This window comes from Pseudomonas sp. 09C 129, from assembly GCF_002843625.1.
Lineage (GTDB): Bacteria > Pseudomonadota > Gammaproteobacteria > Pseudomonadales > Pseudomonadaceae > Aquipseudomonas > Aquipseudomonas chlororaphis.
In genome coordinates this window covers 3298657-3313546 of sequence record NZ_CP025261.1, presented here as the reverse complement: position 1 = coordinate 3313546, position 14890 = coordinate 3298657, and the positions used below count along the sequence as shown (strand labels likewise).

The 14890-nt window shown below is 64.8% G+C and carries 14 protein-coding genes and 2 pseudogenes; 9 read left to right on the top strand and 7 right to left on the bottom strand.

Features of this window, described 5'->3' with window-relative positions:
* The first annotated feature begins 7 nt into the window (after window positions 1-7).
* Genes CXQ81_RS15040 through CXQ81_RS15030 form a run of 3 tightly spaced genes read left to right on the top strand, consistent with a single transcriptional unit; the run spans window position 8 to window position 3234 of the window.
* On the top strand, window positions 8-775 hold the full coding sequence (locus tag CXQ81_RS15040; RefSeq protein WP_101337658.1) for a DUF2182 domain-containing protein: 768 nt from the start codon (window positions 8-10) through the stop codon (window positions 773-775).
* A complete protein-coding gene (locus CXQ81_RS15035) occupies window positions 768-2843 on the top strand; it encodes a hypothetical protein (RefSeq protein ID WP_101337657.1) in 2076 nt (691 codons plus the stop codon). Before CXQ81_RS15040 ends, CXQ81_RS15035 begins: the two co-directional genes overlap by 8 nt.
* Before the next feature lie 55 nt (window positions 2844-2898).
* On the top strand, window positions 2899-3234 hold the full coding sequence (locus tag CXQ81_RS15030; protein WP_007931271.1) for a hypothetical protein: 336 nt from the start codon (window positions 2899-2901) through the stop codon (window positions 3232-3234).
* 54 nt (window positions 3235-3288) lie between these two features.
* Here CXQ81_RS15030 and CXQ81_RS31475 read toward each other — a convergent pair whose 3' ends face one another.
* On the bottom strand, window positions 3289-3534 hold the full coding sequence (locus tag CXQ81_RS31475) for a hypothetical protein (protein WP_256593477.1): 246 nt from the start codon (window positions 3532-3534) through the stop codon (window positions 3289-3291).
* A 110-nt stretch (window positions 3535-3644) separates the two neighbouring features.
* On the opposite strand from CXQ81_RS31475, the gene CXQ81_RS15020 reads away from it, so the two are divergent.
* From CXQ81_RS15020 to CXQ81_RS15005, 4 genes are all read left to right on the top strand, one after another.
* Complete coding sequence (locus CXQ81_RS15020) at window positions 3645-4115, top strand: arsenate reductase ArsC (protein WP_101337656.1); 471 nt, start codon at window positions 3645-3647, stop codon at window positions 4113-4115.
* Window positions 4115-4849 (top strand): arsenical resistance protein ArsH, encoded by a 735-nt coding sequence (arsH, locus tag CXQ81_RS15015; RefSeq protein ID WP_101337655.1) that lies wholly within the window; start codon window positions 4115-4117, stop codon window positions 4847-4849. Before CXQ81_RS15020 ends, arsH begins: the two co-directional genes overlap by 1 nt.
* An 87-nt stretch (window positions 4850-4936) precedes the next feature.
* Window positions 4937-5551, top strand: a complete 615-nt coding sequence (locus tag CXQ81_RS15010; RefSeq protein WP_101337654.1) for a DNA-3-methyladenine glycosylase — start codon at window positions 4937-4939, stop codon at window positions 5549-5551.
* A gap of 189 nt (window positions 5552-5740) precedes the next feature.
* On the top strand, window positions 5741-6013 hold the full coding sequence (locus CXQ81_RS15005; RefSeq protein ID WP_101337653.1) for an Ada metal-binding domain-containing protein: 273 nt from the start codon (window positions 5741-5743) through the stop codon (window positions 6011-6013).
* On the opposite strand, the pseudogene CXQ81_RS15000 reads toward CXQ81_RS15005, so the two are convergent.
* The 6 genes and pseudogenes from CXQ81_RS15000 to dctP form a co-directional block, all read right to left on the bottom strand.
* Window positions 5997-7093: pseudogene (locus CXQ81_RS15000) on the bottom strand (extracellular solute-binding protein). The gene CXQ81_RS15005 and the pseudogene CXQ81_RS15000 overlap by 17 nt on opposite strands.
* A 2-nt stretch (window positions 7094-7095) precedes the next feature.
* Window positions 7096-8220, bottom strand: a complete 1125-nt coding sequence (aguA, locus tag CXQ81_RS14995) for an agmatine deiminase (RefSeq protein ID WP_101337652.1) — start codon at window positions 8218-8220, stop codon at window positions 7096-7098.
* Window positions 8221-8320: 100 nt separating this feature from the next.
* The gene (locus CXQ81_RS14990; RefSeq protein WP_101337651.1) at window positions 8321-9208 is read right to left on the bottom strand and encodes a LysR substrate-binding domain-containing protein; all 888 of its coding nucleotides are present in this window, start codon (window positions 9206-9208) and stop codon (window positions 8321-8323) included.
* Between the two features lie 187 nt (window positions 9209-9395).
* Window positions 9396-10679: a C4-dicarboxylate TRAP transporter large permease protein DctM gene (dctM, locus tag CXQ81_RS14985; RefSeq protein WP_007931262.1), complete on the bottom strand. Its 1284-nt coding sequence runs from the start codon at window positions 10677-10679 to the stop codon at window positions 9396-9398.
* Window positions 10679-11311, bottom strand: coding sequence for a TRAP transporter small permease (locus tag CXQ81_RS14980; RefSeq protein WP_101337650.1), 633 nt, complete (start codon window positions 11309-11311; stop codon window positions 10679-10681). The genes dctM and CXQ81_RS14980 overlap by 1 nt, the downstream gene beginning before the upstream one ends.
* A gap of 89 nt (window positions 11312-11400) precedes the next feature.
* On the bottom strand, window positions 11401-12390 hold the full coding sequence (gene dctP, locus CXQ81_RS14975) for a C4-dicarboxylate TRAP substrate-binding protein DctP (protein WP_101337649.1): 990 nt from the start codon (window positions 12388-12390) through the stop codon (window positions 11401-11403).
* A 252-nt stretch (window positions 12391-12642) separates the two neighbouring features.
* On the opposite strand from dctP, the pseudogene CXQ81_RS14970 reads away from it, so the two are divergent.
* Window positions 12643-14215 (top strand): annotated as a pseudogene (locus CXQ81_RS14970) (phospholipase effector Tle1 domain-containing protein).
* A complete protein-coding gene (locus tag CXQ81_RS14965; protein WP_101337648.1) occupies window positions 14215-14868 on the top strand; it encodes a DUF2931 family protein in 654 nt (217 codons plus the stop codon). Before CXQ81_RS14970 ends, CXQ81_RS14965 begins: the two are co-directional and overlap by 1 nt.
* Window positions 14869-14890: the final 22 nt, after the last annotated feature.

The window sequence follows — 14890 nt, the reverse complement described above, 5'->3', positions numbered from 1 at the left end:
ACGCCCCATGCAACCCGGACCGGTCTTGCTCAGCTTCACCCGGGCGCCCTGGCCGTTGCTGTTCGCGACGGCCGGGCTGGGCCTGGCCCTGTGTCTCTACACCGCCGGGCACAGCACCCTGCCCGCCTTCTGCGGTTCCGCGCTGTCCATCGTTGCCAGTTGGCCCACCGTGCTGGAGGCCGAGCTGGCCCTGAACCCGGCGCAGCAGATGCTGGCCGACTGGGCCCTGATGCTGCTGGCGATGATGCCGCCGCTGCTGGCAATGCCACTCATGCATGTCTGGCGCTCCAGCCTGCCGCGCCGGCGCATTCGCGCGGCGCTCGGCTTCCTGCTGGGCTACAGCGCCTTATGGCTGGCCGCCGGACCGCTGCTGATGGTGCTCGCCTTATTGCTGCAACTGAGCGTCGCCGACGCGGCGCTGGCCACGGCGCTGCTGGTTGCCCTGCTGTGGAGTGCCAGCCCGTGGCAACGCGCGGCGCTCAACCGTGGCCACCGCATGCGCCGGATCAGCCTCTTCGGCTGGGCCGCCGACCGCGATTGCCTGGTCTTCGGCGCAAGCCACGGCGCCTGGTGTATCGCCTCATGCTGGGCCTGGATGCTGGTGCCGCTGCTGGGCGGGGCCTGGCACATTCCACTGATGCTGGTGGCCGGGGCCATCATGCTGGTCGAACGCCTGGCACCGGGCGATCGGCCGCGCTGGCACTGGCCGGTGATGTTCCCCCGGCTCGATCTCTGGCTCCTGACTACGCGCAAGGTGGCGCACTCCCATGACTAGACGGACCTGCCTGGCGATCGGCGTGAGCACGCTGACGCCGTTGCCAAACCAGACGCTGCGCTTCGCCTACCTGGACGGCGCCGTGCTCGCCGCCCGTTCGATCGGCGACTGGGCGCTGCGCTCGGGCTTCGGTGCCGACAACGTCAGGATCGTCGACGACGGTCCCATAGACGGCCAGGGCAATCCGGTCACCCGCGAACGGGTGCAACAAGCGGTGGATGAGCTGTTTCCCTCGGGCGCCGAAGTGGTCGAGCAATTGATCCTGGCGTTTTGCGGCCACGGCCTGACCGACGCGAATATCGGCTCTATCTCCTGGCTGTTCAGCGACTCGCTGCGCCAGAAGTACCGCGTCCTGGCCGACTCGTTCTACACCGAGCTGCTGCTGCACGGCGTGCAGCGCATCACCCTGATTACCGATGCCTGCCGCGAGGCGCCGAAGAATCTCGACCTGACGCGACTGGATGCGGTGCGCGGAATCGTCGTGCAAGGTACGCAAGTGGAAAACCCCAGGTTCGACCGCCTGGCCGCCTGCCAGGACGGGCAGCTGGGTTACATGGTGTCCGAACCGATGTCCGGCGCTCCGGGCAAATGCGTGTTCTCCGGGGTGATCGCCGATGCGCTGTGGGGCATCGAGCCGACCGCCATCAGCAATGGCCTGATCACCACCGCGACCCTCGGCATATGCGTGCGCTCGCGCACCACCGAGCGGGCGAAAGAGTATCGCCTCAAGCTCAACCCGCAATGCCTGGTCGATCCGGAACCGGCCGTGCTCTACAACACCGCCCAGCCGTTGCCGGGCCCCGCCGGGTTGCAGCCCTGGCCGGCCGCGGGCAACGCCGCCACCATGGGCCCGGCCGCCGGCCCGACGGATTCCGCCGAGCACAATCTGGAGCGGGTACACAGCGACGCGGCCTTTCGCGAGCGCATGCTCGGCGCCGATTTCGGGCTCAAGCAGCATGACCTGGCGGTTCCCGCCGACCAGATGATCAGCATTCCCGACTCCAGCAAGGAGCTGCTGCAGGATCTGGTGGTGCTCCGCCAGCAGAGCCCGCGTTTTCCCGAGAAGAAACAGAAGGTCAAGGCGCTGGTCCAGCGCCTGGAAGCGGATGCCGTCGCCGATATGCGCAAATCCGCGGCCACCGAGGTTCGCCGCCGGATGAAACAGATCGGCGACCCCGGCGAGGCCAACCTGATCGTCTACGGCGAGGGCGCGAAGCTCTTGTCCCGCAACCCGATCGAGCGACTGGACAGCACCTCACTGTTCGAAACGTTCCGCGCCACCAGCGATCCCCAGGGGATGCCGGTCCTGGTGGCGCTGGCCGATGGCACCTTCACCCCGGTGGTGCCTTATGCGGGTCAGTACACCGTGGTGATGCCCAGCCCCCTCGGCGATATTTTCCAGGCCTATGGCATGCCCAAGGCCCCCGACAGATACCTGGCGATGCTCGGCGCGATCGACGATTTCGCCGCTGGCCGGCTACAGGCCGAAGACATCGACCAGTTCGCCGCTGGCGTGTGCCATAAAAAGCATGCCGACCCCATGCTGGGTGTGATCTGCGCCTACCTGTACCGCGCCGTTGCCGACTACGACAGCATCCGGCGCCTGGCGTATTTTTATGCCGCCCAGGGCCAGCCGGTACCTTTCGACATTGCCTTGCTCGGGGCCATGCGGGTGACCCAGGAGGCAGACGGCACCCCACGCTTGCAGATACCGGCCGTCAAGGCGCGCGCGCTGCGACCCAAGGCGGCCAAGGCCCCTGATTATGTCCGGCGCGCGACACCCGCGGTGCAGGCCTGGATCGGCGGGCGTTGCCCCTGGCTGGGGCTGGGCTGGGACTATGTCAACGACCCGCGGCCGGAATGGGCCGCACTGGTCGAAGGGCTGGCCGAGCATGCCAGATTGGTGCGGCACAGCGGATCCACGGTGCTGCCGGGCAAGGTGGCGCGCAAGCTGGCAAAAGCCTGGCACCTGCGATCATCGGCCCGGGAAGACCTGACGCGACCCGCGGTAGCCCGCCAGGTACCCGCCAAGGAAACGAACCGACCCTCGCAACGGTCTGAACAGTGATGGCATTGAGAATGGGGCCGCGCCACGCCCTGTCATTCACACTGGAGGTCTCGTCATGAGCGCCCTGACAATCGAAGGCTGGTGCAAGGCCAGCGATGGGCAAAAATCCACGCCGCTGGGAGAGATCCATTTCTACGTCGATGGCCCCCTGCACCTGCGCCTGGAAGAAGCCGAGGAACGCCTGCAGAAAACCCATGAACAGGAGGCCATGGTCGACGTCGACATGGACACCATGGAGCTGATCATGCCCGAGGGGTACAGCCCCCTGTCCGACTGCCGGATGCGCGTCTATTTGCAGCACGGTCGCGGCCAGTTCCACCTGGTGGGGCACCGAGCCAGCGATGGCAGCCTGATCTACAGCAACGCGGTGCTGATCGACCAGCTGCTGTAGCAAAGCGGCTTCTGCGCCAGCGCCATTTCGTCCGGGCGTTATCGCTCCCGAGGCTCACCAGAGGCCGGGAACCAAGCGCCAGCGCACCCGCTGGCAATAGTTGGCATAACCGGGCAACTCGGCCTGCAACAGCTGGTCCTCCCATGACGTGCGCAGGACCAGCAGCGCCGCAGCCAGCGCGGCGGGAGCCAGCGCCAGCAGTTTTTTGTCCCAGTTTTGGGTACCCGCCTGGAAGCGGCTGCGCGCGCAGCCCCCTGCCCAATCCGGCGCCGAGACGCGCAACTGCGCTCGGTCGCTCACCCCTATCGGCAGCTTGGCAACTCGCTTTCACATCCGTATATTCGAATAACCATATATTCAAGCCCGTGACTGTTTAACGTCATGGCTCCCCCCTCTGCCCGGAAGCCCCGATGAAAATCCTCTTCATGTGCACCGCCAACAGCTGCCGCAGCGTTCTTTGCGAAGCCCTGTTCAACCATCTGGCGCCGGCCGCTCACCAGGCGGTGAGTTCGGGCAGCTTCCCCGGCGGCACGCTCAACGCCCGCGCCCTGGCCACCCTGGAACAGGCCGGTGTCAGCACCGCCGGCCTGTATAGCAAAGGTTCGGAGGTCTTCGCCGACAGCCCACCCGATATCGTCATCACCGTCTGCGACAAGGCCAGTGGCGAGCCCTGCCCGGTGTATTTCGGCCCGGCGCTGAAAAGCCACTGGGGGCTGGAGGACCCTTCCGAGGTCCAGGGCGATGAGCAGGCAATCCAGGCCGCCTTCGAGCAGACCGCGCGGAAAATCCGCCAGCGCTGCGCCGCCTTCTTCGCCCTGGACCTCGACCACCTTTCACCCACCGAGCTGAAAAATGCCCTCGACCGCATCGGAGCGCTGTGATGAGCGACGACCGCAAGCCCAGCGAAGAACAGCTGTCCGCCCTCGATCTCGAACTGCTGCAAGCCTTGGCGCCGGAGCATCTGGAGACCCCGGCAACCGCCGCGCACAAACCGCGCATCCTGCTGCTCTACGGCTCCACCCGCGAGCGCTCGTTCAGCCGCCTGCTGACCCGGGAAGCGGCGCGCATTCTCGAATTCCTCGGCGCCGAAACCTACATCTTCGACCCCAGCGGCCTGCCCCTGCCGGACGATGCGCCGGCGGACCACCCCAAGGTCCGGGAACTGCGCGAACGGGTGCTGTGGTCCGAGGGCCAGGTCTGGTGCTCGCCGGAACGCCACGGCGCCATGTCGGCGGTGTTCAAGGCGCAGATCGACTGGATCCCCTTGACCCTCGGCGCGGTACGCCCGACCCAGGGCAAGACCCTGGCGGTGATGCAGGTCTGCGGCGGCTCGCAGTCGTTCAACACGGTCAACCAGCTGCGCGTACTGGGCCGCTGGATGCGCATGTTCACCCTCCCCAACCAGTCCTCGGTGCCCAAGGCCTTTCTCGAATTCGATGACGACGACCGCATGAAGGCCTCGCCCTTCTACGACCGGGTGGTGGATGTGATGGAGGAACTGATGAAGTTCACCCTGCTCCTGCGCGGCCGCGCCGACCTGCTGGTGGACCGCTACTCGGAACGCAAGGAAAGCGCCGCGGCGCTGTCCAGCCGGGTCAATCAGCGTTCGATCTAGGTTCACGGAATTCCAGCGCAAGAGACCGAGTGCAGCGCCAGGCATTGCTGGTTAATCTCTGGCAACGCCCTTCGCCCAGGACTCTCCATGCCCGATCCGTTTCTTGAGGCCCGCGCCTTTCTGGCCGGGCTCGACCTCGACTGGGCTCGTCACGTCGAGGCGGTCGGCCCTTGCCTGCACCAGGCCAAGCCGGCCCGCGAACCCTGCGAGGCGCTGGTGCGGGCGATTGCCTATCAGCAACTGCACGCTCGCGCCGGCGATGCGATTCTCGGGCGCTTCCTGGGGTTGTATGGGCAAACCTTCCCCTCCCCCGAGCAGATCCTCGCCACCGATTTCGAGGCATTGCGCGCCTGCGGTTTTTCCGCCGGCAAGATCGCCACTATCCGTGGCATCGCCGCGGCGACCCTGAGCGGTGTGGTGCCGGATTACCAGGCGGCCCGAGCCATGGACGACGAGGCGCTGATCGAGCGCTTGACCCGCCTGCGCGGCATCGGTCGCTGGACCGTGGAGATGCTGCTGATCTACAGCCTGGAACGCCTGGACATCCTGCCCGCCGACGACTTCGGCGTGCGCGAAGGCTACCGGCGCCTGAAGGGTCTGGAGCAGCAGCCGACCCGCAAGCAGATGATCGAGATCGGCCTGTCCTTGCGCCCGCATCGTACGGTGGCGGCCTGGTATCTGTGGCGGGTGCCGGCGCGCTGACGGATGTGTTCATCGCGCAGGTGCAGGCAGGTACAGCGGGATGCCAACACCTGTAGCCGCTGCCGAGCCCGCGAGGCTGCGATCGGGGCGCAGCCCCGTAAACCTGGCGATGCAGTTGGCGTTGGCCTGGCGACCGCTACGCGGTCGATCGCAGCCTCGCAGGCTCGTCAGCGGCTACAGGAGGGACGGATGAACGCCGAAAAAAGCTGGCGGTTGCTCGATGCCCAGGGCAATACCTTTCTCAGCGAACAACCGGGCACCCTCGGCGGCCACCGTGGCAGCCGGATCTACGGACGGCTGGATTGCCCGGCCGCCCTGCGCGCCATCGCCCGTGGCGGTTATGTCCGCCAGCGGGTGTTCTTTGCCGACGAGGCCAGCGCCCGCAGCGCCGGTTATCGACCCTGCGCCCGCTGCCTGCCGCAAGCCTACGCCGCCTGGCGCGCGCTCACAGCCCCGACTTGAGGCGGCTGAAGGCGCGGATCAACGCACGGTTGAAGGCCTTGCCGTTGTCGTTCTTGCTGTACAGCGAGGCCCGCACCTCGGGGGTCGGGTAGGTGCCTGGGTCGTTGCGAATCGCCGGATCGACCAGGGCATCCGCTGCGCTGATGGCATTGGCGTAATGGATGGTGTCGGTGATCGGCGCGATCACCTGCGGGTCATCAGGTAATCCATCAACGCCAGCCCGGCCTCGGGGTGCGGGGCGTCCTTGGGGATGACCATGGCGTCGAACCAGATCAGCGTGCCCTCCCTGGGGATGCGATAGCGCAAGGTGAAGGGCTTGTGCGCCGCCTCGGCCTGCCCGGCGGCGATCGCCACGTTGCCGTTCCACGACATGGCCACGCAGGTGTTGCCGTTGGCCAGGTCGCTGATGTTCAGGTCGTTGTCGAAGTAGCGGATATAGGGCCGGATCTTCGCCAGTTGCTGCTCGGCGAGTTTCAAGTCGTCGAGGTTCTGCCGGTTGATGTCCAGGCCCAGGTACTTCATCACCGCGGCGAACACCTCGTTGGGATCGTTGAGCAGGCTGACCCCGCAGTCGGCGAATTTCGCCACCACCGCCGGATCGAACAGCATCGCCCAGCTGTCCCGCGGCGCATCGGCCAGGCGCTGGCTGACCGCCTGCTCCTGATAACCGACACCGGTGGTGCCCCAGGCATAGATCCCGGCATAACGGTTGCCCGGGTCGAACACCGCCATATGCTGGCGGAACTCCTCGCCGACCCCGGCCAGGTGCGGCAGGCGCTGCTTGTCCAGCGGCTGGAGCGCGCCGCTGGCGATGGCCCGGGACAGGTGCTGGCCGGCGGTCAGCACCAGGTCGTAGCCGCTGCGCCCGGTGAGCAGCTTGGTCTCCACGGTCTCCAGGGAATCGAAGTGATCGACCACCAGGCGGATGCCGGTCTGGCGCTCGAAGTTGTCCAGGGTGTCCGGGGCCAGGTACTCGCCCCAGATATACAGATTGACCGTGGGTTCGGCCTCGTCGGCCGCCTGGGCGCACAACGGCGCCAGCACCAGCAGCAACGCGCGGCCCAGCCTGTGCAGGTTCATGTTCAGCCCTCTTCGCCGGTGCGCCGAGGAGCCGCGTATTGCGGCATGGTGATGCAGGCGACGTTGCCGCCGCCGAGGAGAATTTCCCGCGAATTGTCGATGCCGACAATGCGGTGCCGGGGGAAGAGTTCGGCCAGGGTGGCCAACGCCGTTTTGTCGTTACGGTCGCCGAACAGCGGCACCACGATCGCGCTGTTGCCGGCGTAGTAGTTGATGTACGAGGCACAGATCCGCGTGCCGGCCTGGCGCACATGGGTGCTGTCCAGCTGGTCCAGGCCTTCGGCTTCGGCGGCGGTCCATTCCAGCACGTCGGGCTGCGGCAGCTTGTGCACCACCAGCTCGCGGCCACGGCTGTCGCGGGTGCTGCGCAGGATATCGTAGGCCTCCTGGTAGATTTCCCACTGCGGGTCGTCGCGGTTGTCGGTCCATTGCAGCACCACTTCGCCGGGGCGCACAAAACACGCCAGGTCGTCGACATGGCCGTCGGTCTCGTCGAACTTGCAGCCGCGCGGCAGCCAGATCACCTGCTCCGCGCCCAGGTAGTCGGTGAGGCGCCGGGTGACCTCGGCCTTGCCCAGGTGCTGGTTGCGATTGCGGTTGAGCAGGCACTGCTCGGTGGTGAGGATACTGCCCTGGCCATCGCTCTGGATGCCGCCCAGCTCGGCGATCAGCGGCGCGCGGTAGCGGTCGAAGTTTTCGATCTCGAGGATCTTGGCGGCGATCTGGTCGTCCTTGTCCCAGGGGTAATACAGGCCGCCGTCGAGGCCGCCATAGGCGTTGAACTCGAAATCGACGCCGCGCACTTCGCCGCTCCGGTCATTGACCACGAAGCACGGCCCGCTGTCGCGGAACCAGGTGTCGTTGCAGGTCATTTCCACCACCCGCACCTGCGGCGGCAACAGCCGGCGGGCATTGGCGAACTGGGCGGCGGAAGCACAGACGGTGACCGGTTCGCTCTGGGCAATCGCGGTAACGATCCGCACCCAGACCTTCTGCGCCGGCTTGGCGCCATTGCGCCAGACGTCGGTGCGCTCCGGCCAGCCGAGCCAGCAACCGGCCTTGGTTTCGAATTCGCCGGGCAGGCGGAAACCATCGTGTTTAGGAGTGGTGTCGAGCAATCGGGCCATGGGGCAAACCTCGTCGGTGCTGGGGAATGGCCACCAAACTAGCGCCGCGCCGGGTCAAGGCACCAACGATGAATATTGCGCGACAGTTGAATTCAACTCATCAATCGCTCAACTGATCGGTGAACCAGTCCAGCAACTGCATCAGCGCCGGGCGCTCCAGGCGCACCCGCTCGCACACCAGGGCGTACTGCCCCAGGGCGGTCATGCTGGCGGCGTTGAAGGGCCGCACCAGTCGGCCATTGAGCAGGTCTTCCTGGGCCGTCAGGTTATCGCCCATGGCCACGCCCTGCCCTTGCGCCGCCGCTTCCAGCGCCAGCCCGGCGTGGGCGAAATACAGCTGGCGCGCCGGGCGCAAATCGCCGGCGTGGCTGGTCAGCCAGGCGGTCCAGGTCTTGCCGTCCTGATCGTCGTGCAACAGGCAATGGCGGGCCAGGTCCCGCGGGCTTTTCAGGGTGCCCTGGTTGAACAGCCCGGGGCTGCACACGGGGAAGAACTGCAGGCTCGGCAACGGCCGCACGAAGTAGGCGCTGCTGTCCTGCGGGCCGCTGCCGTAGGTGATCGCCAGGTCGATGTCTTCGCCCGGCACGCTGGCGTCGATCGGCTGTTCATAGAGATGCAGGGTGATATGCGGGTAACGCGCGGAAAAGTCCGCCAGCCGGCTCATCAGCCATTTCTGCGCCAGCTCGGCGGTCACCGCCAGGCGCAGCACCGCCAGGGAAGACGGATCGCGCAGCTCGTCGCAGGCTTCGCCGATCAGCTCGAAGGCCTGCTGCAGGCTCTGCATCAGCCGCCCGGCCGCCGGGGTCGGGCGGATCTGCCGGCCCTCGCGGACGAACAACGACACCCCCAGTTGCTCTTCGAGCTGGCGGATCTGATGGCTCACCGCGCTGTCGGTGACGCACAGCTCAGCCGCCGCCCGACCAAAATGCGCATGCCGCGCCGCGCACTCGAAAGTCCGTAATGCCGCCAGGGAAGGCAGACGTCGCATATCCAAGCCCCCGAAATGAAGGCGTCCATGCTGCCGCGACGCAGCGCCAGCGTCCAGCGCCCCGTAGGAGCGAGGCTTGCCTGCGACAAGCCCGCAAGAGCGCTGCACATCTCAAGGCCCCATCGCCAGCAAGCTGGCGCCCGCAAGGATCGTGCAAACCGCCTCTCCTCCAAGTAAAGGCGTTGCGTCAGTTCATCCCCAGCCAGTTCGGCAGCGCCAGGGAAATGAACGGCACGTAGGTCACCAGGATCAGGAACGCCAGCAGGATCATCAGCCACGGCAACGCCGCGCGGATGGTCTGGCCGAGCGTCAGGCCGGTCACCGCCGAGGTGACGAACAGGTTCAGGCCCACCGGTGGATGCACCAGGCCGATCTCCATGTTGACCACCATGACGATCCCCAGGTGGATCGGGTCGATACCCAGCTTCATGGCGATCGGGAAGAAGATCGGCGCCAGGATCAGCACAATGGCCGAAGGCTCCATGAAGCTGCCCGCCACCAGCAGCACCACGTTGACCATCAGCAGGAAACCGATGGGCGACAGCCCGGCGTCCATGACGAAGGTGGTGATCTGCTGCGGGATCTGCTCGGTGGTCAGCACATGAGCGAAGAGCATGGCGTTGGCGATGATGAACATCAGCATGATCGACAGCCGGCCCGACTCCACCAGCACTTTCGGGCAGTCGCGCAGGCGCATGTCCTTGTAGACGAACAGCGCGACGAAGGCCGAATACACCGCCGCCACCGCCGCCGCCTCGGTCGGGGTGAACAGGCCGCTGTAGATGCCGCCGAGGATGATCACCAGCAACAGCAGGCCCCAGAAGGCCCGGCGCGCGGTGCTCAGCCATTGGCGGAAGGACACCCGCGGTTGCGCCGGCAGCTTCTTGATCCGCGCGACGATGTAGATCACCACCATCAGGATCACGCCCAGCAGCAGCCCCGGCACCACACCCGCCATGAACAGCTTGCCGACCGAGGTTTCGGTGGCCGCCGAGTACACCACCATCACGATCGACGGCGGGATCAGGATGCCCAGGGTCCCGGCGTTGCAGATGATCCCGGCGCCGAACTCCCGTGGGTAGCCGGAACGCACCATACCGGCCACGGCGATCGAACCCACCGCCGCCACGGTCGCCGGCGACGAACCGGACAGCGCGGCGAACAGCATGCACGCCAGCACCGCGGCAATCGCCAGGCCGCCACGGATGTGGCCGACGCAGGCGTTGGCGAAATCGATCAGGCGCTGCGCCACCCCGCCGGTGGTCATGAAGGCCCCGGACAGCAGGAAGAACGGGATCGCCAGCAAGGTATAGGCTTCGGAGGTTTCGAACAGCTTGATCGCCAGGGAGCTCAGGGAGTCCGGGCTGAACAGCAGGATCGACGTGGCGCCGGCCAGGCCCAGGGAAATGGCGATCGGCACGCCGAGGAACATGAACACGAACAGCATCAGAAACAGGCAGAGAATGGCCATCAGTGCTGATCCTCGTGGTGACTGGCAAGCTTGCTGGCCTCGGCCGCCTCATCGGCCAGGCCCAGGTTGATCTGCCCGCGCATGAGGATGCGCCACATGATTTCCAGGTAGCGGATCAGCACCAGGGCAAAACCGAAGGGCACGATCATCGCGATGTGCGACAGGTGGATGCCGAACCGGTCCAGGTCCTCGGCTTCGATGCCGGCCTGGATCAGCGCCATCAGCCACTTGAAGCTGGCGACCATGAACAGCCCGGCGTAGACCATGCAGCACAGGCAGGCGATGACCGCCAGCAGGCGCTGGGCCGGGCGCGAGGCCAGCCTGACCAGCGCGTCCACCCCCAGGTGGCCGGCGGTGCGCACGCCATAGGAAATGCCGAAGAAGATCAGCCAGCCAAACAGCATCTTGGTCAGCGCCACGCTCCAGACCATGTCCTGGGCCAGCTCCATGAGGAAGTCGCCGATCCCCAGGAACAGCGTGCTGCCCCCTTCCCAGGCATCGCCGATGGCGTAGAACAGCGGGTAGAGGTTGTTGAGCACCACGTAGACGAAAGTCACCAGCGTCATGGCCGCCAGCAGGAAGGCGATGAACGCCTCTTCAAAATGTTCCCAGAACCGCCTCAGCCTGTGCATTGAGGTTCTCCGCGAAAGTGCCAGTGGAGTGCAGCCCGATAGCGGCTGCCGATGGGCCGCTGCGAGCGCAGCGGCCGGGATGCAGGTGGTTATTGCGCCTGGTTGGCGGCTTCGGCGGCCTGGATCAGGTCGGCGCCGATATCGCCCTCGAACTTCTTCCACACCGGGCGCATGGCCTCGCGCCACTCGTTGCGCTGCTCGGGAGTCAGGGCGACGATTTCGCTGGTCTTGGCGTCAATGATCTTCTGCCGGGACGTCTGGTTCAGGGCTTCGGCCTGCTTGTTCACTTCCACCGAGACCTCGGCCATGATTTTTTCCAGCTCGCCGCGCACATCCGCCGGCAGGCCGGTCCAGAACTTGGCGTTGGTGATCACCATGTAGTCGATCAGGCCGTGGTCGGTCTCGGTGAAGTACTTCTGCACCTCGTGGACCTTCTGGCTTTCATAGTTCGACCAGGTGTTCTCGGTGCCGTTGACCACGCCGGTCTGCAGGCCCTGGTAGACCTCGGCGAAGCTCATCTTGCGCGGGTTGGCGCGCACCGCCTTGAACTGCTCCTCAAGCACGCTGGAAGCCTGCACGCGGAACTTCAGGCCGCGGGCGTCCTTGGGTTCCACCAGTTTCTTGTTGGCCGACAGCTGCTTGAGGCCGTTGTGCCAATAGGCCAGGCCGAGGATGCCTTTGTCCTGCATGGCGGTCAGCAGCTGCTTGCCCTCGGCGTGCTGGAAGCGGTCGACGGCGGCGAGGTTGTCGAACAGGAATGGCAGGTCGTAGATCTGCACCTTCTTGGTGTACTGCTCGAACTTGGCCAGGGACGGCGCGAGCAACTGCACGTCGCCCAGCAGCAGCGCCTCCATTTCCTTACCGTCGCCGAACAGCGAGGAGTTCGGATACACCTCGACCTTGACCCGGCCCGGCAGGCGTTCCTCGGCGAGCTTCTTGAACAGCAGGGCGCCCTGGCCCTTGGGGGTGTTTTCCGCCACCACGTGGGCGAACTTGATCACGATGGGGTCGGCGGCCTGCGCAAGACCGGCGCCCAGCAATACGGCGGCACAGAACAACGCCCGGGAGAGCTTGAACATGGACTTCACCTTCTTATTGTTGTGGTTGATCGCAGAGTGCCTAAGGGCACGCGTATTGAGAATTTTGAATTTTTGATACCTGCGTTCGCCTGGGCCGAACGCCGCGCGCTACCGGCGATAGGCGCCTGAAGTTCCATCCCCCCTACGATGGAATCAGCCGCAACCGAGCCTGTTGCAGATTCCTCCTAAATCCCTGCCCCGCCCTTCCCGGTACGGTCTCCAGCACCCTCTTCGACCGCACCAGGACCACCCATGGCCAACAACGGACCCGGGCCGATGCCGCGCCTTCTACGGCCCGCCATTCCCAATCAGAGCCCCAACCAACCACCCGCCGAACACGCCGCCGAAACCGCACAGCCCGGCTACGGCGAACAGCTCTGGGCGCAGTACGAGAAGTACGCCAAGGAACCTGCGCCGCCGCCCGAAAAGGTTCAGGTAGCGCTGCGTATCGGGGTGTTCTTTGATGGCACCGGCAACAATGCCGGCAACTCGGCGATGGGTGAGTTGTGTGGGGCTCAGCATCCTGTTGAGGCATCTGATATCGATGGCAGTTGCAAACCGTATATGAGGGATCCGGAGAGTAGTTATGGGAATGGGGTGAGCAATATTAAAAAGCTGAGTGATCTGTATCACTCCGCTCAGCAAGCTGAGGGTGAGGGCCCGCAAAAGCGTGCCTTTCGTTCAATCTATGTCGAAGGTATTGGCACACGGACTGGCGAGAAGGACAGTCTGATTACTTCGGGGACAGGACGTGGCGGCACTGGAATCTCAGGGTGCGTGCAGAAAGCATTTCGTGCGATCGAGCAGCGTATCAATGAGGTCCTCGAAGAGTATCCGGAAACTGAAATCACCTCATTGACCTTCGATGCCTTCGGCTTTAGCCGAGGCGCGGCAGCGGCCCGGCATTTTGCCAATGAAGTCGTGCGCTGGCTTGGACCGCTGCAACTGATTTTTCACAGCCACTCCAAGGCCTTCAGCCCCAATTTCAACCGACAATACGGTCACGATGTCGATATGGGATTTATCGGCCTGTTCGATACGGTGCCGTCGGTTGCCGGGCTAAGCAATCTGGGTAATGTGCGCGGCGCCACTGCTCCGGGTATCAAGCTCCACCTCGACCGCCGCTACTTTCGCTCGGTGGTGCAACTGGTCGCCCGCGACGAGTACCGGGCTAACTTCGCGCTGAGCCGGGTCCAGCCCGATCATCTGGAAATCGCCCTGCCCGGCGCCCACTCGGATATCGGCGGTGGTTATCTGGATGAGGTGCAGGAGTGTGTACTCGTCAGTCCGATGCAAGCGCTGGAAGTCTCGATCAACACCGACGTGATCCACACCTCGATTTACCGGGATGCGGTCCAGGCAAGAACACGCTGGCTGGCCAAGGGTTGGCCCGCGCAGTGGCTGGAAATCGTCACACCGGAGCCGCTGTTGCTGCCCCAGGACCCACAGGACCGCCTCGTACCACGAAGAAAACGGGTGTATGCCGGCCTGCAACTCAAAAGGCCAATGACTAATAAGCTGGCGGGCGTGTATCTGCGCGTCATGTATGAGCAGGCCAAGCAGAACGGTGTGCGTTTTAACGTGATTGACGAACAGGACCCGGACTACGCACTCCCGCAAGAACTTCAAAGCCTTTGTGACAGGTTTGTCGCTGGGAACTACAGTACGACGCCAGCCGAAGAGACGATGCTCAAGCTGCGCTATATCCATCTCTCGGCCCACTGGAACCACCCGCTGGGCAAACAAAGTCGTCTATATCAATGCCCCCACGGCGGATGCCGTGCGTGTGCAACATCCTCACGTACCTGATTGGACGCTTTGGTAATGAGAATATTCATCGCCCTGCTGGGCGCCCTGCTATTAAGTGGCTGCTTAACCACGGACCCACTATCCGGAAAAAGCGACCCCAAAGATCCCTGGTGGGAAATGGGCTTCACCCAGCCGTACTACATGAAAGTCTGGGTCGAAGACACGGCTGTTGAAGACATCAACGGACGACTCTTCCGACATACCGGGCGTGGCTCCGCAGCAGATGGCGACCCGGGTTTGAAGAAGGAATGGGCTCGAGGCTGGAGCGGAGTTGGAGGCAATGGCAAGTCAGTGATAGGTGCCGACCTTCCCAAACGCATTTTCGTGCGCTGGCAGTCGGTCGTGGAACCACAGACTTATCGAGCCTGGGTAGATGTCCCGGAAGAAGCCCGGAAAATCATGACCACCTCGACGAATCGACGCTGCCCGGAAACTCCGCACCAGACTGCCCGCTATATGGCATCGGTCTATCTGGGCCTCGCTCCTGGCGGCATCGTACAAGTCTGGGTCAGGGACGAATGCCATCACCCGGTCAAAGTCGCCCGCGCCCAGGGTGAGATCGAGCCACTGGGCCCACACCTGGGCAAGTCCAACGGCCACTATTACCCCCTGTCCGAAAACTCCAAACGCTACATAGAGCAATACGGCATTCCCTATGGCAGTTGGTAACGCGCGCCTGCGCGATTGCAGT